This window comes from Microbacterium sp. K36, assembly GCF_004794355.1.
Taxonomy (GTDB): domain Bacteria; phylum Actinomycetota; class Actinomycetes; order Actinomycetales; family Microbacteriaceae; genus Microbacterium; species Microbacterium paraoxydans_D.
This window is the reverse complement of record NZ_SSDN01000084.1, coordinates 53716-78104: the sequence shown is the minus strand read 5'-3', so window position 1 is coordinate 78104 and position 24389 is coordinate 53716. Positions and strand designations below refer to the sequence as shown.

Here is a 24389-nt window from a genome sequence, read left to right as displayed (position 1 = left end):
GCCATGTCGACCCACGTCCTGAGCCTGCTGGTGGAGAACACCCCCGGCCTCCTGACCCGCGTCGCCGGCCTGTTCGCGCGCCGGGGCTTCAACATCGACTCCCTCGCCGTCGGCGTGACCGAGGTGCCGGGGATCTCCCGCATCACGGTCGTCGTCGACGTGGAGGAGCTGCCGCTCGAGCAGGTGACCAAGCAGCTCAACAAGCTGATCAACGTCATCAAGATCGTCGAGCTGGACCCGGCGTCGTCCGTGCAGCGCGAGCACATGCTCGTGAAGGTGCGCACGGACAACGCCAGCCGTTCGAACGTGATCGAGGTCGTCAACCTCTTCCGCGCCTCGGTCGTCGACTACGCCGCCGACGCCCTCGTGATCGAGGTCACCGGAGACAAGGGCAAGGTCGAGGCGCTGCTGCGCGCTCTGGAGCCCTTCGGCATCAAGGAGATCGCCCAGTCCGGCCTCCTCGCGATCGGCCGCGGCGGCAAGAGCATCACCGAGCGCGTCCTGCGCGGCTGACCCTTCGACAGACTCAGGGACCGCGCGTCCCGCACAACCACAACCAAGGAGAGAAACCAGTGAGCACCGAGATCTTCTACGACGACGACGCCGACCTGTCCCTGATCCAGGGCAAGAAGGTCGCCATCGTCGGCTACGGCTCGCAGGGCCACGCCCACGCCCAGAACCTGCGCGACTCGGGTGTCGAGGTCGCGATCGCCCTCAAGGAGGGCTCGAAGTCCGCCGCGAAGGCCGAGGAGGCCGGCTTCCCCGTGAAGACCGTCGCCGAGGCGACCGAGTGGGCCGACGTCATCATGATCCTCGCGCCGGACCAGCACCAGCGCACGATCTACAGCGAGTCGATCGCCCCGAACCTGACGGCGGGCAAGACCCTGGCGTTCGCGCACGGCTTCAACATCCGCTTCGGCTACATCGACGCTCCCGAGGGTGTCGACGTGATCCTCGTCGCGCCGAAGGCTCCCGGCCACACCGTGCGCCGCGAGTTCGTCGCCGGTCGCGGCATCCCGGACATCATCGCCGTCGAGCGCGACGCGTCCGGCCAGGCCTGGGACCTCGCGCTCTCGTACGCGAAGGCGATCGGCGGCACCCGCGCCGGCGTCATCAAGACGACCTTCACCGAGGAGACCGAGACCGACCTGTTCGGCGAGCAGGCCGTGCTCTGCGGTGGCATGAGCCACCTGGTGCAGGCGGGCTTCGAGACCCTCGTCGAGGCGGGCTACCAGCCGCAGATCGCCTACTTCGAGGTGCTGCACGAGCTCAAGCTCATCGTCGACCTCATGTGGGAGGGCGGCATCGCCAAGCAGCGCTGGTCGATCTCCGACACCGCCGAGTTCGGCGACTACGTCTCCGGTCCGCGCGTGATCGACGAGCGCGTCAAGGAGAGCATGAAGGGCGTCCTGTCCGACATCCAGTCCGGTGCGTTCGCGAAGCGCTTCATCGAGGACCAGGACAACGGGGCCGAGGAGTTCCTCGCCCTCCGCGCCAAGGAGGAGCAGCACCCCATCGAGGCGACCGGCAAGGAGCTGCGTTCGCTCTTCGCCTGGAAGCAGCAGGACGAGGACTACGTCGACGGCAGCGCCGCGCGCTGATTCGACTCGCGAACGAACGGGCGTCCCTCCGGGGGCGCCCGTTCGGCGTTCGGTACGGCATTCAGCGGCGCAGACATCGGATGTCTGTGCCAGGATGGACGCATGCGACAGGAATGGTTTGATGACGCCCGCTTCGGCATGTTCGTCCACTTCGGCCTCTACAGCGGGGCCGCGCGGCACGAGTGGGTGCAGAACTACGAACGCCTCACCGACGAGGAGTACCGCCGCTACTTCGACAACTTCGACCCCGACCTCTTCGATGCCGCGGCCCTGGCGAAGACCGCCAAGGAGACGGGGATGGGTTACGTCGTGCTCACGACGAAGCACCACGACGGCTTCTGCCTCTGGGACTCGAAGCTGACCGACTTCACCTCCGTCACGGCGGTCGGGCGGGACCTCGTGCGCGAGTACGTCGACGCTCTCCGTGCCGAGGGCATCCGTGTCGGCCTCTACCACTCGGTCATCGACTGGCATCACCCCGATTTCACGGTGGACTGGAACCACCCCCGACGTGACGACGAGAACGCGCACGCCCTGAACGAGGGGCGCGACATGGCCCGCTACCGGGAGTACCTGCACGGTCAGGTCCGCGAGCTGCTCACCGAGTACGGCGACATCGACTACCTGTTCTTCGACTTCACCTACCCGGAGTCCAAGGACGGCTGGGAGGGCAAGGGGCCGCAGGACTGGGACGCCGAGGCGCTGCTCGCGCTGTGCCGCGAGCTGCAGCCGGAGATGCTCGTCAACGACCGGCTCGGCATCCCCGCGGACTTCGTGACGCCCGAGCAGTACCAGCCGACGGCTCCGATCGTCCGCGACGGGGTGCCCCTCGTATGGGAGGCGTGCCAGACGCTCAACGGCTCCTGGGGCTATCACCGGGACAACACCGACCAGAAGTCGCCGGTGCTGCTCGTGCAGATGCTCGTCGACTCGGTGTCGATGGGCGGCAACATGCTGCTCAACATCGGTCCGGACGGGCGCGGGGCGATCGCGCCCCGGGATGCGGCGACCCTCGCCGAGATCGGGGAGTGGATGCGGCTCCACGACCGCGCCGTGATCGGGGCCGGCCACGCGCCGTTCACGCCGCCCCGAGAGGGCGTATACACGCTCCGCGGCGACCGGCTCTACCTGAGCCTGTTCAGCTGGCCGCTGGGCTTCGTGCATCTGCCCGGTCTTGCGGGCAAGGTCTCGTATGCGCGCCTGCTGAACGACGGGTCCTGGCTGCGCACGAGCGTCAGCGACCCGGACCAGCAGGCCGACCTGATGACGCCGGCGGGCGAGGCCGAGGGGACGCTCACGGTGCACCTCCCGGTACGCCGTCCCGACGTGCTGATGCCGGTCATCGAGCTGCGGCTGACGAGGGAGTGAGGCCGTCGGTGGCGACGGCTCAGGCCGTCGCCACCGGGATCTCCATGCCCTCCAGTGCGAGGCGCGCGGCGCCGTGCAGGATCGCGTCCGCGCCGGTGGCCGCGGCCTCGATCCGCAGGCGCTGGGTCGCGAGCGGGTGGCAGGCCTCGTAGACCCGGCTGCGCACCGCGGCGATGAACGGCTCGGAGGCGCTCATGCTCCCGGTGAGGAAGAGGGCGTGCGGGTTGAAGAAGTTCACGACCCCGGAGAGCGCCTGACCCAGGTGGGTCCCGGCGGTGCGGACGAGCGTCGTCGCCAGCGGGTCCGCGTCCCGTGCCAGTGTCAGCACGTCGGCCGTGGTGCGGACGTCGGTATTGCCGCGCTCGCGCATCTGGCGGACGAGGCTCGCGCCGCTGGCCACAGTCTCCAGGCAGCCGGTGTTGCCGCAGGAGCAGGGGATGTCCCCGCTGCCGTCGATCCGCGTGTGCGTGATGTCGCCGGCCGCAGCGGTGGCCCCGCGGTGGATGTGGCCGTCCACGATGATCCCGCTGCCGATCGCGGTGCCCGCCTTGACGGTGATGCTGTGCTGGGTGTGCCCGAGCTGGCGACGGTGCTCGCCGAGGGCGGCGAGATTCGCGTCGTTGTCGACGACGACGGGGACGCCGTGGCGCTCCGCGAGGTGCTCGCCGACGCGGAATCCGGGCCACCCCGGCATCCGCGAGGGCTGATCCACGGAGCCGGTCGCGACGTCGACGGGGCCGGGCAGGCTCACGCCGATCGCGTGGACCCGGGTCTCGGCGAGCAGGCGCTCGAACACCTCCGACACTCTCTCCAGCGTGGCCTCCGGGCCGTCCGCGACGTCGATCGCGATGGTCTCCGAGTGGAGCAGGCCGCCGCTGAGGTCGTGCCGCCCGATGCGGGCATGGCGCCCGCCGAGATCGGCGGACAGCACGATGCCGTCGCCGGCGATCCGGAGCACGCGCGGCCGTCGTCCGCCGCGGGAGGTGCCGGCCCCGGCCTCCTCCAGCACGCCCGCATCGAGAAGCGCCTGCACGCGCAGGCCGACGGTGGAGGCGGCCACGCCGAGAGCGGAGGCGAGCTCCGAGCGGGAGCGGGCCTGACCGCGCGCGACGAAGTCGAGGATGCGCCGGGTGTGCGGATCGTCGACGGGGGTGTCGGCGGGGTTCGTCATGGAGGCCCTTCGTCTCGGAGCATCGTCAGCGTAGCGGGGGTGTCGCATGTTTCGGGGGAGTGACGAATTATCACCACCCTATAAACATCGGATGTTCAGCTTGCGGCACCTTGCGAACTATGACAGCGTAACTTCATACGAAATCCTAATTGGTTAGTTCGAGTCTCGAAATAACCGTTCCCTTCTCAGGAGGCATTCAATGAAGAAGTTGCGTGTGGGGGCTGTCGCCGCTGTCGCGGGCGTGGCCGTGGCGATGACCGGCTGTGCGAGCAGCGGGGGATCCGGAGGCTCGGCCGACGGCGACACCATCGTCGTGGACATGTGGGCCGGCAGCGAGTCGGACGTCGACGCGCTGGAGGCGCAGATCGAGTTCGCGCAGAAGCAGAACCCGGACATCAAGATCAAGCTGCAGACTTCGCCGTGGAGCGACTTCTTCACGAAGCTCACCACCAACATGGCCAGCGGCAACATGGCCTGCATCACCGGCATGAGCGGTGCGCAGCTCGGCGGCTACACGGCGGGCTTCCGTCAGCTGAGCGACGAGGACCTCGAGACCGCCGGCATCGACTGGTCGGAGTTCAACCCGAGCGCGGACGGCATCCTCAGCTTCGAGGGCAAGGTCTACGGCGTGCCGTTCGACGTCGCCACCATGCTCGTCTACTACAACCAGGACATGCTGACCGCCACCGGCGCCGCGACTCCGGAGATCGGCTGGACGTTCGACGACTTCGCCACGATCGCGGCCGACGCCACGAAGGACGGCAAGTACGGCTTCGGCATGGGCATGGGCGGCTACCAGTGGATGTCGATGCCGATCGCCTACTCCGCCACGCAGCCCGCCTCCGAGGACGGCACACTGCACATCGACGACGAGGACTTCGTCGACGCGGCGTCCTGGTACGCCGGCCTGGTCACCGAGAAGAAGGTCGCGGCTCCGGTCGCCTCCGCGTCGGACACCGGCTGGGGCGAAAACCAGTACACGGGCGGCAACGCGGCGATGGCCGTCGACGGCACCTGGAACGCGGTCAGCTACCTCAACAACGAGTCCGGCTTCGCCGCCGGCATGGTGCCGCTGCCCGCCGGCGTGGACGGCAACCCCGGCCCCATCCTCGGCTCCGGCTACGGCATCGCGGAGAACTGCAAGAACCCGGAGGCCGCGCTGAAGGTGCTCGGCTCCCTCGTCGGCGAGGACGCGCAGGACTACATCGCCTCGTCCGGCCGCTCGTACCCCGCCCGCATCTCGTCGCAGCCGCTGTACTTCGAGTCGATCGACGAGCAGTACCGGGACCAGGTCCAGTCGGTGTTCGAGGCCGCGTTCGGCGACACGGTGCCGCTCTACATGACCAAGAACTGGCAGAAGCTCGACAGCTACATCCAGCCCAACCTCGTCAGCGTCTACAACGGCCAGATGACGATGGAGGAGCTGCTGTCGAACGCCCAGGCGCAGTTCGGCGAGTGAGCCGGATCCGGCCCGCACAGCAGTAACAGAGAAAGACAACGAGATGACGATCACGACGAGACGTCGAGGATCGCTCGCCAAGGTCGAGGGCCGCCAGGCGCTGGGTTTCGCAAGCCCGGCCCTGGTGGGCCTCGCCCTGTTCACGATCGTGCCCGTGGGGCTGTCGATCGTGATGAGCGTCTTCGACTGGCCGACCTTCGGCGAACGCACCTTCAACGGGGTGGACAACTACGTCAAGCTGTTCACCAGCAGCCCGGATTTCTGGCCCGCGCTGCGAAACTCGGCCGTGTACACGCTGCTGTACGTGCCGTTGAGCGTCGCTCTCTCGCTCGTGCTCGCCCTCGGCCTCGGCCCCCGCATCCGCGGTCGCGGCGCCCTGCGCGTCCTCTTCTTCATCCCGGTCGTGACCCCGATGGTCGCGAACGTCCTGGTGTGGAAGATGATGCTGCAGCCGCAGGGGCTCTTCAACGGCCTCTCGGTCACCTGGTTCGGTATCGAGCTGCCGAACTTCCTGGCGGACCCCAACTGGGCGATGATCATGGTCGTCGTGATGAGCGTCTGGCAGGGTCTCGGCTACAACATGCTGATCTTCTCCGCCGCCCTGGAGCAGCTCCCGGAGAGCGTGCTGGAGGCCGCGAGCATCGACGGCGCGCAGGGCTTCCGACGCGTCTGGAGCATCATCATCCCGATGATCTCGCCGTCCATCTTCTTCGCGACGATCATGACGATGATCACCTCGCTCCAGGTCTTCGTCCAGCCGCAGATGCTCACAGGAGGCGGCCCCGGCAACGCCACCAAGCCGCTCGTGATGTACATCTGGGAGCAGGGCTTCACCTTCGGCGATCTCGGGCTCGCCGCCGCCGCCGCATGGATCCTCTTCGCGATCATCATCGCGATCACGGGCATCCAGTTCGCCGCACAGAAGAAGTGGGTGCACTATGAGCACTGAGACCCTCGTCCGGCCCACCGGCACCGCCCCGCGGCGTCAGCGCGAGCGGGAGAGGGCGCGCGGTGCGGCGACGACGCCCGGCGCGCGTGCCCGGCTGATCGTCGCGCACGTCACCATCTACGTCGCGGCGCTCATCTTCATCGCGCCGCTCGTCTACGCGTTCTTCTCGGCCCTCAAGCCGAACTCCGAGATGTTCTCGATGCCGCCGACCCTGGTGGGCTCCGAGATCCGCTGGAGCAACTTCGTCGACGTCTTCGCCTACGGACCGTTCCTGACGTACATCATGAACTCGTTCATCGTGGCGATCGGCGGCACCCTGGTCGTGCTCGTGGTGTCCACCACGGCCGGATACGCGTTCGGGCGGCTGCGATGGAAGGGCAGGGACGCGGTGTTCGTCCTCTTCCTCGCCACGCTGATGGTGCCCGCCGAGGTGCTCGTCATCCCCATGTTCCAGGTCATGCAGTGGTTCAACTGGGTCGACACCTATCAGGCGCTCATCCTGCCCTTCGCGTTCGGCGCCTTCGGCACGTTCCTGATGCGGCAGTTCTTCCGCGGCATCCCCTACGAGCTGGAGGAGGCGGCCCGAGTCGACGGCGCCGGCCCCGTCCGGTCGTTCCTGCAGATCATCCTGCCGCTGTCGAAGTCCGCGGTCGCGGTGCTCGCGGTGTTCACGTTCCTCTCGTTCTGGAACAGCTACCTCTGGCCCCTCATCGTCACCGTCGACTACAACGCGCACGGCACGCTGCCCGTCGGTCTGGCGAGCTTCGCCGGCCTCACCGGCACCCGTTGGGACCTGCAGATGGCCGCCGCCATCATCTCGATGATCCCCACCACACTGCTCGTGATCGTGCTGCAGAAGCACCTGGTCAAGGGCATCGCGATGGCCGGGCTGGGCGGACGATGAGCGCGGTCGGGCAGCAGACGGACGACCCTCGACGAACGACCACGGGCCTCGCGGCCGACCTGGCGCTGGCGGGGGTGGACATCGGGGGCACGAAGATCGCGGCCCTCGTCGTGGACGCCTTCGGAGACGTCCTCGCGCGCGGAAGCGTGCCGGCGCCCGCGAGCGTCGGCGGCTCGGCGATGGCGGATGCGGCGGCCGGTCTCGTCGCGCGGCTGGCGGCCGAGGCCGGTGTCGCGGTCGCCGCGGTGGGGGTGGGGGCCGCGGGGGTCATCGACCACGAGAGCGGCACCATCCGCGCCGCGTCCGCGCTGTTCGCGGACTGGGCGGGTTTCCCGCTCGGCCCGGAACTGGCGCAGCGTCTCGGCGTCCCGGTGCAGGTGGAGAACGACGTGAACGCCTTCCTCCTCGGAGAAGCCGCCGCGGCGGGTCCGAGCGTGCCCGATGTGCTCGGGGTGATGCTCGGCACGGGCGTCGGCGGCGCGCTGGTCATCGGCGGCGAGCTGCACCACGGCCCGCACGGCGCGGCCGGGGAGATCGGGCACACGCCCGGTTACAGCGACCTCGTCTGCACCTGCGGACAGACCGGTCACCTGGAGACCCTGGCCTCCGGGACGTCGATCGCCCGGCGCTTCGCGGAGCGCACCGGGCGTCCGGTGAACGATGCCAAGGAAGTGGCGGAGGCCGCCAGGGCCGGCGACGCCGACGCCCGCGCGGTGTTCGACGCCGCCGGGCGTGCGCTCGCTCTCGCCTGCGTCAGCGCCGCGACGCTCCTCGACCTGCCGACCGCCATCGTCGGCGGCGGGGTCACGGCGGCCTGGGACCTCCTGTCGCCGTCGATCGAGAGAACCCTCCGCACCGACGCCCCGGTGTCCGGCATCGCGCTGCGCATCGTCCCCGCCGTCCTGGGCGCCGACGCCGTCGCGCTCGGCGCCATCGAGAGCGCCCGGCGCGCCCTCGCCCCCGTTTCCTGACCACGACTGCGACCGCAGAGGAGAACAGCACCGTGACCGCACGCCCGGAAGCCCACGAGATCTGGATGGGTCCGCTGCCGCCGCTCGCCGAGGGCGGGCTCGCGCGGCCGCGGATCGGCATCGGCGGCATCTCCATCGAGTCGAGCACCTTCTCGCCGCACATCTCGGGGGACGAGGCCTTCACGATCCGGACCGGTGACGCGTTGCGGGCGTACTACCCGTTCCTCGATGCCGGGCGTGAGCTCGCCGAGGCCGCGGAGTGGGTCCCGCTCACCCACGGCCGGTCGCTGCCCGGCGGCGCCGTGGACCCGGACACCTATCAGCGGATGAAGGAGGCGCTCGTCGAGGGGATCCGCACGCAGGGGCCGTTCGACGGCTTCTTCTTCGACATCCACGGCGCGATGAGCGTCGTCGGGATGGACGATGCCGAGGGGGATCTGGCTCTCGCGGTGCGGGAGGCGTTGGGGCCGGACACCCTCGTCTCCACGTCGATGGACCTGCACGGCAACGTCTCGGAGACCCTGCGCGACGCGGTGGATCTGCTCACCTGCTACCGCATGGCCCCGCACGAGGATTGGCTGAACACGAAGGAGCGGGCGGTGTGGAACCTGCTCGACCGTCTCCGTGGGCCGCACGGCGGGGACGTGCAGGCGCGGCGGCCGTTCACCGCCTGGGTGCCCGTTCCGGTGCTGCTGCCGGGGGAGAAGACGAGTACGCGGCTGGAGCCCGCGCAGAGCATCTATGCCGAGCTCCCCGAGATTGAGGCCCTGCCCGGTGTCGTCGACGCCTCGGTGTGGATCGGCTACGCGTGGGCGGACGAGCCGCGCTGTCAGGCCTACGTCGTGGTCACCGGGGACGACCGGGAGGTCATCGCCCGGGAGGCGGAGCGCGTGGCCCGGATGTTCTGGGAGGTGCGGGAGGACTTCGTGTTCGTCGCGAAGACCGGAAGCCTCGACGAGGCGCTGGAGGAGGCTCTGGCGTCCGGAGCCCCGCGTCCGTACGTGATCTCCGACTCCGGGGACAACCCGACGGCCGGGGGAGCGGGCGATGTGACCTGGACCCTGGCCCAGCTGCTCCAGCGACCTGAGCTCACCGACGGGACGCGCACGACGCTGGTCGCCTCGATCTTCGATCCTCGGGCCGTCGCCGAAGCCGTGGAGGCGGGCGTCGGTGCGACGGTCACGCTGTCCGCCGGAGCCGCGGTCGACTCCGGACCCCACGGACCGGTCGAGATCACCGGCACGGTGTTCTCCGTCACCGACGGCGACCCGGACGCCGGCACCCAGGTGGTGATCGCTGTCGGCGGGCTGCACGCCATCGTGACCGCCCGCCGCAAGCCCTTCCACCATCTCTCCGACTTCCGGATGCTGGGGCTCGAGCCGACGACGGCGGACGTGGTGGTCGTGAAGATCGGCTACCTGGAGCCGGAGCTGTACGAGCTGGCCGCAGGATGGACGCTGGCGCTCACTCCGGGCGGGGTGGACCAGGACCTGCTCCGCCTCGGACACCATCGCCTGCGTCCAGGGGTGTTCCCGTTCGACACGACAGGCGAACCCGATCTGACCGCGGTGGTCGTGCGCCGCGGCGCCGACGAGGAGGACACGGCATCATGATGAACTTCGAGAAGCGCACCGGCCCCGACTTCGGTGCGGCGGCCCCGGTCTACCCGGCGAACGGCGTGCCGGACTGGTACCGCGACGCCAAGCTCGGCTTCTTCGTGCACTGGGGCCTGTACTCCGTGCCGGCGTGGGCCGTGCAGCACGGGGAGGGCGTGAACATCCCCACCGAGGACGCCTATGCGTGGCACCAGTACGCGGAGTGGTACGGCAACACGGTGCGCATCCCGGGCAGCCCGACGTGGGAGCGCCACCAGCGCACCTACGGCCCAGGGACCTCGTACGAGGACCTCGCCGACCAGTGGGACGCCGACGCCTTCGATGCCGACGCGTTCGTCGGTGAGCTCGTGTCGGCGGGGGCGCGTTACGTCGTGCCCACGACCAAGCACCACGAGGGGTTCTGTCTGTGGGACACCGCCACGACGGGATTCAACGCCGTCGCGCGCGGCCCTCGCCGCGACCTCATCTCCGAGTTCCACGACGCCACGCGGCGGGCCGGAGCCAAGTTCGGCGTGTACTACTCGGGAGCGCTCGACTGGCACGTGAGCGACTTCCCGCCGATCGAGTCGGACACCGACCTGTTCCGGTTCCGTCGCAACGACGCCCACTTCTCCCGGTACGCCGCCGCGCAGCTCGAGGAGCTCGTGGAGCGGTTCGCGCCCGACGTGCTCTGGAATGACATCGAGTGGCCGGACGGCGGCAAGGGCACGGAGGACTACGCCGTGGCCGCACTGCTGCGGCGGTACTTCGACGCCGTCCCGGACGGCGTCGTCAACGACCGGTGGGGCGTGCCGTACCACGGCTTCCTCACCCGCGAATACACGGACATCCCGGACATCATCCCCGAGCCGTGGGAGTCGACCCGCGGGCTCGGCTACTCGTTCGGGTTCAACCAAGCGGAGGACGAGCGTCACTCGCTCTCCGGGGCGGCCCTGGTCCGGCTCCTCGTCGACGTCGTCGCGAAGAACGGCAACCTGCTCATCAACGTGGGCCCCGCGGCGGACGGATCCATTCCGGCGCTGCAGCGGAAGGCGATGCAGGAGCTCGGCGGCTGGCTGACCGTGAACGGCGCGGCGATCTACGGCACGCGGCCCTGGACGCGGATGGGGGAGCCGACGGGGGCTCCTCGCCGCTACACCACGTCGACCGATGCGGTGCACGTGAACGCGCTGGACCCGGCGGACGGCGAGTTCGAGCTGCCGTCCGAGCTCGCGGCCGCTGCGCTGTCGTGGGCCGACGGGACCCCGGCCCAGGCGACCGTGGACGGCGGTTCGACCCGCATCGTGATCCCGGCCGGTCTCCGCGACGCTCCGGTCGCCGTGCTCACCGCGCACGGCGCCTGACACAGGCGCCGTAGAAGGGCCCCCGTCGGTGATCCGACGGGGGCCCTTCGTCGCTGGACTAGGGGCGCGTGCGCTCCTCGAGCACCTCGATCACGTGGCGGTACGGGCGGCCGGTGGCGCGGGTCATGCCGATCTCGCACGTGCGGTTGGCCGACACGAAGGCGTCGAAGCCGCCGCGGGCCGTATCGGCCGCGGCCACCTCGGCCGATTCCTGCGCCGTCGCGCTCGCGGTGAGCTCGGGGTGCAGCATGCCGCGGTCGCCGGCGAACGCGCAGCAGCCCCAGCCGTCGGGCACGAAGACCTCGTCGGCGACGGCCGCAGCGATCGCCGTCAGCGCCCCGGTCGCGCCGAGAGCGGTCGTCGAACAGGTCGGGTGCACGGCGATCGAGGGGAGCTTCGCATCGACGGAGAGGCGCGGCAGCACCTCCCGCGCGACGAACGTGGTGGCGTCCTCGATGCGCAGACCGGCGTACTCCGGGTGCGCGGCGACGGCCTGGGTGAGCATCACGTCGAGGCCCTCGGTGCAGGAGGCCGCATCGCAGACGACCGGGAGCTCCCCGTGGCGGCTGGCGTCCCAGAGCGAGGCCAGCACCCGGTCGGACATGAGGCGATAGCCGTCGAGGTGTCCCTTGGACTTCCACGGCGTCCCGCAGCAGAGCCCGCCGTTCTCCTCCGGGACCACGACGGGGATCCCGGCGCGGTCGAGCAGGGCGCGCAGGGCGTCGCGGGAACCGGGGCCCTCGTCCTCCGGGCCGAACATCGTGCCGATGCAGGCGCCGAAGAAGACGGCCTGCGCATCGGGCGGGGACACCGGTCGCGCCGGAGCAGTGCCGCCGCGGGGGAGGCCGCCGTCATAGAGGGGCACGGTGTCGGCGCCGAGCACCGCCCGTCCGATCCGCGTCGCGCCGCGCACGAGCGGGACGGGAAGCGCGTCGGCGACCGTCAGGGCGACGCCCCCGGCGCGCGTGACGGTGCTCCAGTGCTTCGCCGCCGTTCCCCACGCGGCCCCCTCCACGGCGTTCTCCTGCTCGGCGCGGAGGCGGCGGACGAGGTCGCCGGTGTTGATGTCCACCGGACACGCGACGCCGCACATGCCGTCGACCGCGCAGGTCTGCACGCCGTCGTAGTCGTAGTCCGCGCGCAGGTCCCGCAGCAGCGTCGTGTCGCCCTGCTCCTCGGCCCAGGCCATGTCCCGGCGCAGCACGATGCGCTGCCGGGGTGTGAGCGTGATGCTCTTGCTCGGGCACGTGGGTTCGCAGTAGCCGCACTCGACGCAGCGGTCCACCTCCCGCTCGACCGTGGGCACGCGCTTCAGGTCCTGCAGATAGGAGTCCGGGTCGTCGGAGAGCACGACGCCGGGGTTGAGGACGCCGTCCGGATCGAACAGCCGCTTGATCTCCCACATCATGTCGGTGAGCTCGTCGCCGTACTGCCGCCGCACGAACGGCGCCATGATGCGGCCGGTGCCGTGCTCAGCCTTGAGGGATCCCTCCTGCGCGAGGACGAGCTCGACGAGGTCGTCCGTGAAGCGGCGGTACCGCGCCACGCTGTCGGGGTCGTCGAAGCGCTCGTTCAGCAGGAAGTGGACGTTGCCGTCCTTCGCGTGCCCGAAGATGACGGACCCCTCGTAGCCGTGCTCCGCGAAGAGCTCGATCAGGCGTTCGCAGGTGGCCAGCAGCCGGGGGACGGGGACGACGATGTCTTCGAGGAGGGCGGTCGTGCCGGACGGCCGCGCTCCGGCGACCGCCGTGTAGAGGCCCTTGCGGACGTACCACAGCGCGGCGCGCTCTGCCGCATCCGTGGTCAGTCGCGGAGTGACGGCAAGGGGGAGGGCGTCGAAGTGCGCCTGCGCGGTCGCGCTCGCGACGGCGAGGGATTCGTCGTCGGCGGCGTGCACCTCGACGAGGAGCGCGGCGTGGCCCTGGACGTCGATCTCGGAGATCGCGGCGGGGACGTCGCTCAGGCCCTGGGCGACGCGCAGTGAGGCGGCGTCCAGGAGCTCGATCGTCGCGAGCCCGAGCTCCGTGAGAGCGGGGAGCGCGGTCATCGCCGCCGACAGCGTGTCGAAGACGAGCAGACCGGTGGCGATCGCGGGGCGCACCTCGATGGTGCGGAAACGGGCCTCCGCGACGAAGCCGAGGGTCCCTTCCGATCCGATGAGGAGGTGTTCGAGGATCCGCACCGGGTCGTCGAAGTCGAGCAGGGCGTTCAGTCCGTAGCCCATGGTGTTCTTCATCGAGAACTGCTGTCGGAGGAAGGCGACATTCTCGGGCGAGGCGAGCAGCCGCTCCCGGAGCGACGACAGTCCGGCGAACAGGGCGGGTTCCGCGGCGCGGAGCACGTCCGCGGCGTCCGCGCGTCCGGTGTCCAGAATCGTCCCGCTGGGGAGCACGACGACCATCGAGGTGATCGTCTGGTACGAGTTCTCCGTGATCCCGCAGGCCATGCCGCTGGAGTTGTTGGCGACGACGCCGCCGATCGTGCAGGCGATCTCGCTGGCCGGATCCGGCCCGAGCTTGCGGCGGTACCGGGCCAGCCGCGTGTTCACCTGCCGGACGGTGGCCCCAGGGCCGACCCGGACCGCGGCGCCGTCGTCCTCGATGCGGATGTCGCGGAAGTGGCTGCGCGTGTCGACGAGGATGTCGCCGCTGATGCCCTGTCCGGAGAGGCTGGTGCCGCCGGAGCGGAACGTGAGCGTGCGTCCGGCCGCCCGGACCGCCGAGAACGCGCGGGCGACGCCCTCCGCGTCCGCGGGGGACAGCACCGCGTCCGGGACGAGCAGGTAATGCGAGGCGTCGTGGGCGCGGGCGAACCGGTCGATGGATCGGGCGTGGACCTGCGTCTCGGCTCCCAGCAGCGCCGGGTCGAGAGGGTGGTCGAGGGTGGTGGGCACGGTGCTCCTCTGCTCCGCTCAAAGATTGTCAGACAAGTGTACTGAACGACGGACGCCTCACTAGACTGTTCCGCATGACCTCGATCGCGGAGCGCCCCCTCGGCGTGGTCGGCGTGGTCGACGCCGTGACCGGACAGCTGCGCACCCGGATCCTCTCCGGCGAGATCCGCTCGGGGGAGCCGCTCACCGAGGCGGCGGTCTCCCAGGCCTACGGCGTCGCCCGTCCCAGCGCGAAAGCGGCCATCGAGCAGCTGGTGGCCAGCGGGCTGCTCGTGCGGACGGCGCATCGCACGGCGCGCGTGGTCGGCATCGAGGCGGAGACCGTTCGCGACGTCTACCGCACGCGGATCCGGCTGGAGAGCGCGGCGCTGCGCGAACTGGCGGAGAGCGCCGCCGTGCCGGCGGCCGCTGTGGCGGCGAACGCCGAGCTGCAGGCGATGGCGCCGGGCCCCGATCCCGCGACGGTCGACCCCGACCTCCGTTTCCACACGGCCCTCATCGACGGGCTGGACAGCGAGCGCACCAGTCGCATGTACCGGAGCGTGCTGGACGAGGTGCGGTTGTGCATGGCGCAGGTGCAGGGGCGGCGTCTCCTCGACGCGGAACTCATCGCCGCGCAGCACGCGGAGATGCTCGAGGCCGTCGCCGCCGGCGACGCGGAGCGCGCGGCCGCGGTGCTGCGTGCACACCTCGCCTCGGCGGAGGACCGTCTCGTCGAGGCCCTGAGCGCCTCCTGACGTCAGCCTTTGTCGGCGGGGGCGTCCTGGATCTCGATGGGTGCGTCCATCGGGTCGGCCCACACCGGAGCCGGCAGAGGCGTGTCGACCCGGCCGGCCTGGATCGCGCGGAGGGCTTCGGTGATCTCGTCGGCGTTCTCGGGCACCGCCAGGCCGCAGGTGCGCAGCTCGGACGCGAACTGCAGGGTGAGCCGGATCTTCCCCGCCTCGATGGCCTCGGACGTGGTGCCGGTGCGGATCTCGCTGCCGGTCTGGATCGCGGGCACCTCATCGCAGACGTGATAGACCTTGCCGCCATCGACCCACACGACCTCGTCCGCTCCGAGGAGCTGGATCACAGCGGACTGGTCCGCGGTGTACTGCTCGACGGACGGCGGGGCGAAGCTCGTCCCGACGATCGCGGCGAGGACGGCCAGGACGATGCCGACGATGCCGGCGGTCGCCTTCTGCCCCTTGTCCATGTCCTTGTTCAGGAAGATGAGGACGACGAGGGGGAGGAAGGCGACGACCGCGATGATCGCGCCGAGCTGGTTCTGCACGAAGAACCGCGTCTTGTCCGCGCGCCGCGCCGGGTCGAGGGTGTTGGCCTTCTTCCACAGGATCGAGCCGATGATCGACAGCGCGGCGATCACGACCAGCAGGACGAGCAAGGCGATGAACGCCCACTGCGGGAACTGCGCCGTCGCTCCCTGCTCTTCCAGGAGGCCGGTGTCCGGATCGCGGAGCAGCGCGCCGCCCTCGTCGACGAACTCGCGCTGGCGCAGGAGCCAGAAGATGCCCACGGCCTCGCCCGCGATCGCGAGCGCCCAGAGGACCGCGGCGATGATGCGGAAGCGCGTCGCGGAGGCCTTGGCCTCCGGGCTCGGCGTCCAGCCCGCGGGCGGCTCGCCGGTCGTGGCGCCGGTCGTGGGACGACGCGGCGCGGCGGAAGACGTCTGCTCGTTCTCGGCCATGGTTGTCCTTTCCCCCGAAAGTCCTCGGCGACCCCGCCGAGGCATCCCCGAGCCTAGTGGCCGCGGTGTCCTACGCTGGAGAGATGACATCCGATTCGGACGACGCCCTGAGCTGGGAGGGCGACGACAGCGCGGAGCGACGCCCCCGGGACGCCGCACGGCGCACCACGCCCGCTCCGGAACCGACGCCGGTCGAGGCCGTCGCGCCCGCGGCGCCCGCACCCGCGTCGGTGGATGAGACGACCGCGGCGCCTTCCGGTCTCAGCAACGCGATGCTGGTCCTCGTCGGGGTCGTCGGGGGCGTCTACCTGCTCTACACCCTGGGGTGGATCGCGGGCGGTCTCCGCCTGCAGCCGCTCGCCTCGTTCCTCGTCGCGGATTTCATGTTCCTGCCCTGGTTCGTGCTGGCGATCGCCGCCCCCGCGCTGTGGTTCCTCGCGACGTGGGTGCTGACGCGGGGCCGGGCCTCCTGGATCCGCGCCGCCGTGCTTCTGGCGGGCGTCGTGCTGCTCGTGCCGTGGCCGTTCGTGACCGTGGGGGTGATCGGTTCATGACCGCTCCGAAGTCGCCGACCGCCGTGGCGACCGGCTCGCCGCGCTGGCTCGTGTGGACCGTCATCGCCCTCGCCGGGCTCTTCTACGCCTACGCGGTGTGGAACGCGGTCGCGCACCTCATCACCATGGCCCAGACCGGCCTCACCGGCACCGGATGGGCGACGCTCCTGTTCGGCGTGGTGTTCCCCGTCATCGTGTTCGGGTTCGCCTTCGCGATCGGCCGGCGGCGGCGGGTGGGCGAGTTCGCCCTGACGTTCCTCGCCGGACTCGGGATCGTCGCGGTGTTCTGGATGAGCCTGCTCGCGCTGAGTCTGACGCTGCCCAGCGCCTGAGCAGGATCCGTCACGCCGTCACACGGCACGGAGCGGTCCCGGCGCTCCGGTAGAGTTGTCGCGATCGCGCCCCCGACGGTGTGCGGCGCATCGGCCCCTCCCGCCTGTCGCGCTGCCCCGAAGGATCCACTGTGCCGAAGCCTGTCGTGCTCATCGCCGAAGTACTCTCTCCCGCCACGATCGAGGCGCTCGGCCCCGACTTCGACGTCCGCCACGTCGACGGCACCGATCGCGAGGCGCTCTTCGCCGCCCTCGCGGAGTCGGACGCGGTGCTCATCCGCTCCGCGACCCGCATCGACGAGGAGGCGCTGTCGCACGCGCCGAAGCTCAAGGTCGTCGCGCGGGCCGGTGTCGGCCTCGACAACGTCGACATCAAGGCCGCGACCGCGGCCGGCGTCATGGTCGTCAACGCCCCGACGTCGAACATCGTCTCCGCCGCCGAGCTCACGGTCGGCCACATCCTCAGCCTCGCCCGCCGGATCCCGGCCGCGCACGCCTCGCTGTCCGCCGGCCAGTGGAAGCGCAGCTCCTTCACCGGTGCCGAGCTCTTCGAGAAGACCGTCGGCATCGTCGGACTGGGCCGGATCGGCGCTCTCGTCGCCGCTCGCCTCGCCGCCTTCGACATGCGCGTCGTCGCGTACGACCCCTACGTCACCTCGGCGCGCGCCCAGCAGCTCGGCGTGCAGCTCCTCTCGCTCGACGAGCTCGTCGCCGAAGCCGACTTCCTCACGATCCACATGCCCAAGACCCCGGAGACGACGGGCATGATCGGCGCCGAGCAGTTCGCCGCCATGAAGCGGACCGCCTTCGTCGTCAACGTCGCCCGCGGTGGGCTCATCGACGAGGAGGCGCTGCACGAGGCGCTCGTCGCCGGTGAGATCGCCGGGGCCGGCCTGGACGTCTTCACCACCGAGCCCCCGGCGGAGGGCGGCAGCGCCCGCGCTCTGCTCGACCTCCCGAACGTCGTCGTGACCCCGCACCTCGGTGCGAGCACGGAAGAGGCGCAGGAGAAGGCCGGCGTCTCGGTCGCGCGCTCGGTGCGGCTCGCGCTCGGCGGCGACCTCGTGCCGGATGCGGTCAACGTCGCGGGCGGCGTCATCGACCCGTACGTGCGTCCCGGCATCTCGCTCGTGGAGAAGCTCGGCCAGATCTTCGCCGCGCTGGCCACGTCGCCGCTCACGAGCCTCGACGTCGAGGTGCACGGCGAGCTCAACGACTACGACGTGAGCGTGCTGAAGCTCGCCGCCCTCAAGGGCGTCTTCACGAACATCGTGAGCGAGACCGTGTCGTACGTGAACGCGCCCCTCCTGGCGGAGCAGCGCGGCATCGCGGTGCGCCTGCTCAAGGACGACGTGAGCGAGGAGTACCGGAACGTCATCACCCTCACCGGGGCGCTGTCCGACGGATCGCAGCTCTCGGTGTCTGGCACCCTGACCGGACCGAAGCAGGCCGAGAAGCTCGTCGGCATCAACGACCACGCCCTGGAACTGCCGATCGAGAAGCACCACGTCGTGATGCTCTACACCGACCGCCCCGGCATCGTGGCCGTCTACGGGCAGAAGTTCGGCGAGGCCGGGATCAACATCGCCGGCATGCAGATCTCCCGGCTCGCGGCGGGCGACCAGGCGCTCAGCGTGCTGACGCTCGACTCGCCCGTGTCCGAGGAGCTGCTGGACGACGTGCGCGGCGCCATCGACGCCGACCTCTTCCGCCAGATCGAGATCACCGAGGTCTGACACCGCAGAGCGGGGGAGAAGGGCGGGAGCGCGAGGCTCCCGCCCTTCTCCGTATCTGCGGCCTCGTCCGGCGTCAGGCGGTGGCGCGCAGCACGAGGGCGATGAGATCGGCGAGCTCGTCGCTGCGCGGGACCAGGCGCTCCGGCCCGTGCACGTCGAGCGAGTTGTTGAAGTAGAGGCCGTCGCTCACGAGCATCACGAGGTCGAGGCTGGCGGTGTCGCGGACGTGCGGACGGATCGTCTCCGCCCAGCGGCGCCGGGTCTCGCGGAGCATGTCGGACGCGGCGCTCGAGCCGCCCTGGGCCAACCGAGTCGTGGCGATGAGCGCCCGATCGAGGGCGTCGTCCTCCATCACCGAGGTCCGGACGTAGTACGCGACGGGACCCTCGTCGGCGGTGCGCATGCGCTCCAGATCGAGTGTGGTCAGATGGTCGAGGCGCTCTAGGAGCCCGGCCTCCAGGTCGTCCTTGGAGCGGAAGTGATAGAGCAGGCCGCCCTTCGACACGCCGGCGGCCTTCGCCGTGGCCTCGAGCGTCGCGGCGCGTTCGCCGTCGTCGATGAGGATCGCCTCGAAGGCATCGAGGACCTTCTCACGGGCGAGGGGAGGGCGGGGCATCGGTCATCCTCTGAGCGGGATCGGGAGGGCGGTATCTGTTACTATACCAGCCGGACGGTTTAGTAACGAGCGGTCCGCAGGAAGGAAAGGTGTTCCATGGCCCGTACTGCGTCGATCCCGACGACAGAGACGGAAGCTCCCCGCGTCGGGGCTCGGGGATGGGCGGCGCTCGTCGTCCTCATGCTCCCGGTGCTGCTGGTGTCGGTGGACAACACGGTGCTGAGCTTCGCGCTGCCCGAGATCTCGATCTCGCTCGCGCCGAGCGGGGCCGAGCAGCTCTGGATCATCGACGTCTATCCGCTCGTGCTCGCCGGACTCCTGGTGACCATGGGCACACTCGGCGACCGCTTCGGACGTCGCCGCCTGCTCCTCATCGGCGCCACCGGATTCGCCGTGGTCTCCGCGCTGGCTGCCTTCGCGCCGACCGCGGGCCTGCTCATCGCCGCCCGTGCCCTGCTCGGCTTCTTCGGCGCCATGCTGATGCCGTCGACGCTGTCGCTGCTCCGGTCGATCTTCCAGAACCGCGACCAGCGCCGCATGGCCATCGCGGTCTGGGCGTCCGCGTTCTCCGCCGGATCCGCGCTCGGCCCCATCGTCGGCGGCTTCCTCCTCGAGCACTTCGCGTGGGGCTCGGTGTTCCTCATCGCCGTGCCGGTGCTCATCCCGCTGCTCATCGCCGCGCCGCTGCTCGTGCCGGAGAGCCGTGACCCGAACCCCGGCCGCATCGACCCGCTCAGCATCGTGCTCTCCATGGCCGCGATGATCCCGGTCGTCTACGCGATCAAGTCGTTCGCGGTCGACGGTCCGTCGCTGTACGCCGGGGGATGGGCGCTGCTCGGGCTCGTGATGGGGACGCTGTTCGTGCGCCGTCAGCTCCGCGCCGACACCCCGATGCTCGACATGGCCCTGTTCCGTCGTGGCTCGTTCTCGGGGGCGATCCTGGTGAACCTGCTCAGCGTGGTGGCTCTCGTCGGGTTCCTGTACTTCGTGTCGCAGCACCTGCAGCTCGTGCTGGGGCTCTCGCCGATGGTCGCGGGCCTCGCGCTCGTGCCGGGGATGGCGGCGATGATCGTCGCCGGACTCACGGTGGTGCCGATCTCGCGACGGGTGCCGCCGCACGTTCTCATCCCGGCGGCGCTGGTGTTCTCGGTCGCGGGGTACCTCATCGTCGCGTTCACGACGCACGAGCACGGCGTGGCTCCGCTCATCCTCGCCTTCGTCGTCCTCGGCATCGGCATCGGCGCGGCCGAGACCATCTCGAACGAACTCATCCTCTCCAGCGCCCCCGCGGCGAAGGCCGGCGCCGCCAGCGCGGTGTCCGAGACGGCGTACGAGCTCGGCGCCGTGCTGGGGACCGCGATCCTCGGCGGCATCATCACCGCGTTCTACCGCGGCGCGCTGGTGCTGCCCGAGGGGCTTCCGGCCGAGGTGGCCCGCGCTGCGCAGGAGACGCTGGCGGGTGCCTACACCGCCGCCCATGAGCTCCCGGCCGCGCTCGGCGACGCCCTGTGGCAGGCGGCGGCCGACGCGTTCGGCTCCGGCGTCACCGTGACCTCGCTCATCGGGGCGGGCCTTGTCGTCGTCGCCGCGGTCATCGCGGCCGTCACACTGCGCAAGGCACCCACGCACTGACCACTACGCTGGGGGGACCGGCCCGTTCGACCCGCGGTCGCACCGCGGCCGGTCCACCCCCGTGCAGTGCGCAAGGAGTCTCATGTCGCGTGTCGTGAAGCTGGCCGTCATCCCGGGTGACGGCATCGGTCCCGAGGTCATCGCCGAGGCGGAGAAGGTGCTCGACGCCGTCACCGCCGACAGCGACGTGACGTTCGACAAGACCCGCTTCTCGCTCGGTGCCGACCGGTACCTCGCGACCGGCGACACGCTGACCGACGACGACCTCGCCGCGATCTCCGCACACGACGCGATCCTCCTGGGTGCCGTCGGCGGCACTCCTGGCGACCCGCGGCTGAAGGACGCGAACATCGAGCGCGGACTGCTGCTCAAGCTGCGGTTCACTCTCGACCACTACGTGAACCTGCGCCCCTCGAAGCTCTTCACCGGAGCTCCCGGTCCGCTGTCGGACCCGGGGGAGATCGACTTCGTCGTCGTCCGCGAGGGTACGGAGGGTCCCTACGTCGGCAACGGCGGGGCGATCCGTAAGGGGACGCCGCAGGAGGTCGCGAACGAGACGTCCGTGAACACGGCGTTCGGCGTCGAGCGGGTCGTCCGCTACGCGTTCGCCCTCGCCGAGCGCCGCCGTCAGAAGCTCACGCTCGTGCACAAGACCAACGTCCTCGTGCACGCCGGTGCCATCTGGCAGCGCATCGTGAACGAGGTCGCCGCCGAGCACCCCGACGTCGCCGTCGACTATCTGCACGTCGACGCCGCCACCATCTTCCTGGTCACCGATCCCTCGCGCTTCGACGTGATCGTGACGGACAATCTCTTCGGTGACATCCTCACCGACCTTGCCGGCGCCGTCACGGGCGGCATCGGCCTCGCCGCCTCGGGGAACATCAACCCCGATGGCGCCTTCCCGTCGATGTTCGAGCCCGTGCACGGCTCGGCTCCGGACATCGCGGGTCAGCAGAAGGCCGACCCGACCGCCGCGATCCTCTCCATCGCGCTGCTGCTCGACCACCTCGGCCTGACGGCCGAGTCGGCGCGTGTGAGCGCCGCGGTCGAGGCGGACATCGCCGCCCGCAGCGGTGCCCGCACCACCGCGGAGATCGGCTCCGCGATCACTGCCCGTCTCTGAACGGCGGGCGTAGGCTGACAGGGCGCGAGGATGCGCCCACCCCACGAGGATTGGATGACGACATGACGACGATCGACGCCGAGACGAGCGTGGCTCCCCTGGAGTTCGCCGTGACGAAGAACCTGAACGCGGCCTCGCCGGCACGCGTCGCCGAAGTGCTGGAGAACCCCGGTTTCGGGGTCGTCTTCACCGACCACATGGTCGACATCTGCTGGTCGGCCAAGGGCGGCTGGCACCGTCCGCGCGTGCAGCCCTACGGCCCGATCCCGCTCGACCCGGCGGCGTCCGTGCTGCACTACGCGCAGGAGATCTTCGAGGGCATCAAGGCCTACCGGCACGCGGACGGCTCGATCCACACCTTCCGTCCCGACCGCAACGCCGCACGCCTGCAGGCGAGCGCCCGCCGCCTGGCCCTGCCGGAGCTGCCGACCGAGTACTTCATCCAGTCGCTGCGCGAGCTCATCGCCGTCGACGGTCGGTGGGTGCCCTCCGGTGCCGACCAGAGCCTGTACCTGCGACCGTTCATGTTCGCCAAGGAGGCCTTCCTCGGCGTGCGGGCCGCGCAGAAGGTCGCCTACTACGTGATCGCCAGCCCCGCCGGCGCCTACTTCAGTGGCGGCGTGAAGCCGGTGCGCATCTGGCTCTCCGAGGACTACGCCCGCGCGGGCCGCGGCGGCACCGGCAAGGCGAAGACGGGGGGCAACTACGCCTCCAGCCTCCTGCCGCAGGCCGAGGCCAGCGCGAAGGGCTGCGACCAGGTCGTGTTCCTCAACGAGAACCGCGACGTGGAGGAGCTCGGCGGCATGAACGTCGTGTACGTGTTCAAGGACGGTCGTGTTGTCACCCCCGAGTCGGACAGCATCCTCGAGGGCATTACGCGCGACTCGCTGCTGCAGCTGGCCGAGGACCGCGGCTACACGGTCGAGAAGCGTCCGATCTCGATCGACGAGTGGCGCGAGGGCGTGGCCTCCGGCGACATCGTCGAGGTGTTCGCCTGTGGCACCGCCGCGGTCGTGACCCCGATCGGCGCGCTCGTGGGCGAGGGCTTCGACGAGCCGCAGCCGCTGGGCGAGCTCGCGCTGTCCCTCCGCGAGGAGCTCACCGACATCCAGTACGGGCGCCGCGAGGACAAGCACGGCTGGCTGCTCCGCCTCGACGCCTGATCCGATTCCCCGAGACCCCGTCTTCCCGCCGACACCCCGCCGTGTCGACGCAGGGAAGGCAGGGTCTCGGCGTGTACCCGGGGGCTCGCGCGCTGGGACTGTTCCTGCACAATGCGGGGGGAGTTGGGGAGGAGGAGTGGGGGGTGTGGAGAACGAGAGGTGAGGGGAGGAGGCGGGGGAGAGTGGGGGGATGTCGCGGCGCCTCTCGTTCTCCGAAGCCTGGGATCTCGTGCGGTCGCGGGAGGAGGTCCTCGACGCCGGGGTCACGGAGCGGGAGCTGGGGGCGGCGATCGCGCACGGCAGGCTGCGGCGCGTGCACCGCGGGGCGTACGTCGACGCGGAGGTCTGGGACGAGCTGTGGCCGGAGGGACGGCAGCTCGTGCGGGTGTGCGCCGTCCGTCGAGCAAGTCCCGGTGGGGGCCCGGTGTTCTCGCACCTCTCCGCCGCCGCGCTCTGGGGGCTGCCGCTCGTGGGGCCGATCCGGGACGACGTGCACACCGCGATCCGCAGCCGTCGGCACACCAGGACCGAGGCCGGAGTCGTCCGGCACCAGATGATGCTCGACGAGGGCGACGTCGTCCGGCGGCACGGGCTCCGGTGCACGTCGCTGGCCCGCACGGTGTTCGACCTCGCCCGGCTGCTGCGACCGGAGGCCGTCGTCGCCGCAGGGGATGCGGCACTGCGGCAGGTCTCGGTCGACGGGCACGAGGTGGACCAGGAGGCTGTCGCCGCGTGGCGGACCGAGGTCGACGGGCTGTGCGCGCCCGGGCTCCGGGGCGTGCGGCGCGCGCGGTGGATCGGAGCCTTCGCGGATGGACGGGCCCAGCTCCCCGGCGAGAGCGTGAGTCGCCTCCAGCTCCACCGACTCGGCTTCCGGGACATCGATCTGCAGGTTCCCCTCGTGGGCTCCGACGGTGCTCGGTACTTCGCCGACTTCGGGTTCCCGCGGTCGCGGGCCTTCGGGGAGTTCGACGGGGAGGACAAGTACCGGGACGCGGAGCTGCGGACGACGCCCACGGCGGCCGATGCGGTGATGGGGGAGAAGCACCGCGAGGACGAGATCCGCGGGGTCACGGGGTGGCGGGTGGTGCGCTGGGGCTCCTGCCACATCCGCACCCCCGAGGATCTCGGGCGACGGCTCGCCGCGTTCGGCGTCCGTCCACCCGGCTGAGGTCCGCCGACGCCCCGGGCTCGCGTCGAGACCCCGCCTCGCCTGCGCACGAGAGCCGGGGTGTCGACGAGAAAGCGGGGTCTCGACAGGGGAG

The 24389-nt window shown here is 70.5% G+C and carries 21 protein-coding genes; 17 read left to right on the top strand and 4 right to left on the bottom strand.

Annotated features, from left to right (window positions below; genetic code table 11):
- The first annotated feature begins 3 nt into the window (after positions 1–3).
- The 3 genes from ilvN to DW296_RS10700 all read left to right on the top strand — a co-directional run bounded on the left by ilvN (position 4) and on the right by DW296_RS10700 (position 2969).
- Positions 4–513, top strand: a complete 510-nt coding sequence (gene ilvN, locus DW296_RS10710) for an acetolactate synthase small subunit (protein WP_025103268.1) — start codon at positions 4–6, stop codon at positions 511–513.
- Positions 514–572: 59 nt separating this feature from the next.
- Positions 573–1601, top strand: a complete 1029-nt coding sequence (gene ilvC, locus DW296_RS10705; RefSeq protein ID WP_025103269.1) for a ketol-acid reductoisomerase — start codon at positions 573–575, stop codon at positions 1599–1601.
- A 102-nt stretch (positions 1602–1703) separates the two neighbouring features.
- Positions 1704–2969 (top strand): alpha-L-fucosidase, encoded by a 1266-nt coding sequence (locus DW296_RS10700; protein WP_136052217.1) that lies wholly within the window; start codon positions 1704–1706, stop codon positions 2967–2969.
- Between the two features lie 19 nt (positions 2970–2988).
- Here the strand turns inward: DW296_RS10700 and DW296_RS10695 are convergent, their stop codons facing one another.
- Positions 2989–4140 (bottom strand): ROK family transcriptional regulator, encoded by a 1152-nt coding sequence (locus DW296_RS10695; protein WP_025103271.1) that lies wholly within the window; start codon positions 4138–4140, stop codon positions 2989–2991.
- A gap of 199 nt (positions 4141–4339) precedes the next feature.
- Between DW296_RS10695 and DW296_RS10690 the strand changes: the two genes are divergently transcribed.
- The 6 genes from DW296_RS10690 to DW296_RS10665 all read left to right on the top strand — a co-directional run bounded on the left by DW296_RS10690 (position 4340) and on the right by DW296_RS10665 (position 11382).
- Positions 4340–5599: an ABC transporter substrate-binding protein gene (locus DW296_RS10690; protein WP_136052216.1), complete on the top strand. Its 1260-nt coding sequence runs from the start codon at positions 4340–4342 to the stop codon at positions 5597–5599.
- Positions 5600–5642: 43 nt separating this feature from the next.
- Positions 5643–6548, top strand: coding sequence for a carbohydrate ABC transporter permease (locus DW296_RS10685; RefSeq protein ID WP_025103273.1), 906 nt, complete (start codon positions 5643–5645; stop codon positions 6546–6548).
- A complete protein-coding gene (locus tag DW296_RS10680) occupies positions 6538–7452 on the top strand; it encodes a carbohydrate ABC transporter permease (protein WP_136052215.1) in 915 nt (304 codons plus the stop codon). Before DW296_RS10685 ends, DW296_RS10680 begins: the two co-directional genes overlap by 11 nt.
- On the top strand, positions 7449–8423 hold the full coding sequence (locus DW296_RS10675) for an ROK family protein (RefSeq protein ID WP_136052214.1): 975 nt from the start codon (positions 7449–7451) through the stop codon (positions 8421–8423). The genes DW296_RS10680 and DW296_RS10675 overlap by 4 nt, the downstream gene beginning before the upstream one ends.
- Positions 8424–8488: 65 nt before the next feature.
- Positions 8489–10036 carry a M81 family metallopeptidase gene (locus DW296_RS10670; RefSeq protein ID WP_342588955.1) on the top strand — a complete coding sequence of 516 codons (1548 nt, stop codon included), beginning with the start codon at positions 8489–8491 and terminating at the stop codon, positions 10034–10036.
- Positions 10033–11382 carry an alpha-L-fucosidase gene (locus DW296_RS10665; protein WP_136052212.1) on the top strand — a complete coding sequence of 450 codons (1350 nt, stop codon included), beginning with the start codon at positions 10033–10035 and terminating at the stop codon, positions 11380–11382. The genes DW296_RS10670 and DW296_RS10665 overlap by 4 nt, the downstream gene beginning before the upstream one ends.
- Before the next feature lie 58 nt (positions 11383–11440).
- On the opposite strand, the gene DW296_RS10660 is transcribed toward DW296_RS10665, so the two are convergent.
- Entirely contained in the window at positions 11441–14275 is a 2835-nt protein-coding gene (locus tag DW296_RS10660) for an FAD-binding and (Fe-S)-binding domain-containing protein (RefSeq protein WP_136052211.1), read from the bottom strand.
- Positions 14276–14349: 74 nt separating this feature from the next.
- On the opposite strand from DW296_RS10660, the gene DW296_RS10655 reads away from it, so the two are divergent.
- Positions 14350–15012 carry a GntR family transcriptional regulator gene (locus tag DW296_RS10655; protein WP_136052210.1) on the top strand — a complete coding sequence of 221 codons (663 nt, stop codon included), beginning with the start codon at positions 14350–14352 and terminating at the stop codon, positions 15010–15012.
- 2 nt (positions 15013–15014) lie between these two features.
- On the opposite strand, the gene DW296_RS10650 is transcribed toward DW296_RS10655, so the two are convergent.
- On the bottom strand, positions 15015–15965 hold the full coding sequence (locus DW296_RS10650) for a hypothetical protein (protein ID WP_136052209.1): 951 nt from the start codon (positions 15963–15965) through the stop codon (positions 15015–15017).
- 83 nt (positions 15966–16048) lie between these two features.
- On the opposite strand from DW296_RS10650, the gene DW296_RS10645 reads away from it, so the two are divergent.
- The 3 genes from DW296_RS10645 (at position 16049) to serA (ending at position 18587) form a co-directional block, all read left to right on the top strand.
- Positions 16049–16519, top strand: coding sequence for a hypothetical protein (locus DW296_RS10645; RefSeq protein WP_168429019.1), 471 nt, complete (start codon positions 16049–16051; stop codon positions 16517–16519).
- Entirely contained in the window at positions 16516–16851 is a 336-nt protein-coding gene (locus tag DW296_RS10640; protein WP_136052207.1) for a hypothetical protein, read from the top strand. The genes DW296_RS10645 and DW296_RS10640 overlap by 4 nt, the downstream gene beginning before the upstream one ends.
- Positions 16852–16982: 131 nt before the next feature.
- A complete protein-coding gene (gene serA, locus DW296_RS10635; protein ID WP_136052206.1) occupies positions 16983–18587 on the top strand; it encodes a phosphoglycerate dehydrogenase in 1605 nt (534 codons plus the stop codon).
- Positions 18588–18660: 73 nt separating this feature from the next.
- On the opposite strand, the gene DW296_RS10630 is transcribed toward serA, so the two are convergent.
- Positions 18661–19203, bottom strand: coding sequence for a TetR/AcrR family transcriptional regulator (locus DW296_RS10630; protein WP_136052205.1), 543 nt, complete (start codon positions 19201–19203; stop codon positions 18661–18663).
- A gap of 96 nt (positions 19204–19299) precedes the next feature.
- Between DW296_RS10630 and DW296_RS10625 the strand changes: the two genes are divergently transcribed.
- From DW296_RS10625 to DW296_RS10610, 4 genes are all read left to right on the top strand, one after another.
- Positions 19300–20835 (top strand): MFS transporter, encoded by a 1536-nt coding sequence (locus tag DW296_RS10625; RefSeq protein ID WP_136052204.1) that lies wholly within the window; start codon positions 19300–19302, stop codon positions 20833–20835.
- An 82-nt stretch (positions 20836–20917) separates the two neighbouring features.
- Positions 20918–21961, top strand: coding sequence for a 3-isopropylmalate dehydrogenase (locus DW296_RS10620; protein WP_136052203.1), 1044 nt, complete (start codon positions 20918–20920; stop codon positions 21959–21961).
- A 62-nt stretch (positions 21962–22023) separates the two neighbouring features.
- A complete protein-coding gene (locus DW296_RS10615; RefSeq protein WP_136052202.1) occupies positions 22024–23124 on the top strand; it encodes a branched-chain amino acid aminotransferase in 1101 nt (366 codons plus the stop codon).
- A 190-nt stretch (positions 23125–23314) separates the two neighbouring features.
- Positions 23315–24295 carry a hypothetical protein gene (locus DW296_RS10610; RefSeq protein WP_136052201.1) on the top strand — a complete coding sequence of 327 codons (981 nt, stop codon included), beginning with the start codon at positions 23315–23317 and terminating at the stop codon, positions 24293–24295.
- Positions 24296–24389 lie beyond the last annotated feature (94 nt).

Coding starts and splice junctions, on each gene's coding strand:
- DW296_RS10700 (WP_136052217.1), top strand. CDS start 1,704: ATGCGACAGGAATGGTTTGATGACGCCCGCTTCGGCATGTTCGTCCAC.
- DW296_RS10615 (WP_136052202.1), top strand. CDS start 22,024: ATGACGACGATCGACGCCGAGACGAGCGTGGCTCCCCTGGAGTTCGCC.
- DW296_RS10645 (WP_168429019.1), top strand. CDS start 16,049: ATGACATCCGATTCGGACGACGCCCTGAGCTGGGAGGGCGACGACAGC.
- DW296_RS10640 (WP_136052207.1), top strand. CDS start 16,516: ATGACCGCTCCGAAGTCGCCGACCGCCGTGGCGACCGGCTCGCCGCGC.
- DW296_RS10675 (WP_136052214.1), top strand. CDS start 7,449: ATGAGCGCGGTCGGGCAGCAGACGGACGACCCTCGACGAACGACCACG.
- DW296_RS10610 (WP_136052201.1), top strand. CDS start 23,315: ATGTCGCGGCGCCTCTCGTTCTCCGAAGCCTGGGATCTCGTGCGGTCG.
- ilvN (WP_025103268.1), top strand. CDS start 4: ATGTCGACCCACGTCCTGAGCCTGCTGGTGGAGAACACCCCCGGCCTC.
- DW296_RS10620 (WP_136052203.1), top strand. CDS start 20,918: ATGTCGCGTGTCGTGAAGCTGGCCGTCATCCCGGGTGACGGCATCGGT.
- DW296_RS10670 (WP_342588955.1), top strand. CDS start 8,489: ATGGGTCCGCTGCCGCCGCTCGCCGAGGGCGGGCTCGCGCGGCCGCGG.
- DW296_RS10630 (WP_136052205.1), bottom strand. CDS start 19,203: ATGCCCCGCCCTCCCCTCGCCCGTGAGAAGGTCCTCGATGCCTTCGAG.
- DW296_RS10665 (WP_136052212.1), top strand. CDS start 10,033: ATGATGAACTTCGAGAAGCGCACCGGCCCCGACTTCGGTGCGGCGGCC.
- DW296_RS10685 (WP_025103273.1), top strand. CDS start 5,643: ATGACGATCACGACGAGACGTCGAGGATCGCTCGCCAAGGTCGAGGGC.
- DW296_RS10695 (WP_025103271.1), bottom strand. CDS start 4,140: ATGACGAACCCCGCCGACACCCCCGTCGACGATCCGCACACCCGGCGC.
- DW296_RS10680 (WP_136052215.1), top strand. CDS start 6,538: ATGAGCACTGAGACCCTCGTCCGGCCCACCGGCACCGCCCCGCGGCGT.
- DW296_RS10625 (WP_136052204.1), top strand. CDS start 19,300: ATGGCCCGTACTGCGTCGATCCCGACGACAGAGACGGAAGCTCCCCGC.
- DW296_RS10650 (WP_136052209.1), bottom strand. CDS start 15,965: ATGGCCGAGAACGAGCAGACGTCTTCCGCCGCGCCGCGTCGTCCCACG.
- DW296_RS10690 (WP_136052216.1), top strand. CDS start 4,340: ATGAAGAAGTTGCGTGTGGGGGCTGTCGCCGCTGTCGCGGGCGTGGCC.
- DW296_RS10655 (WP_136052210.1), top strand. CDS start 14,350: ATGACCTCGATCGCGGAGCGCCCCCTCGGCGTGGTCGGCGTGGTCGAC.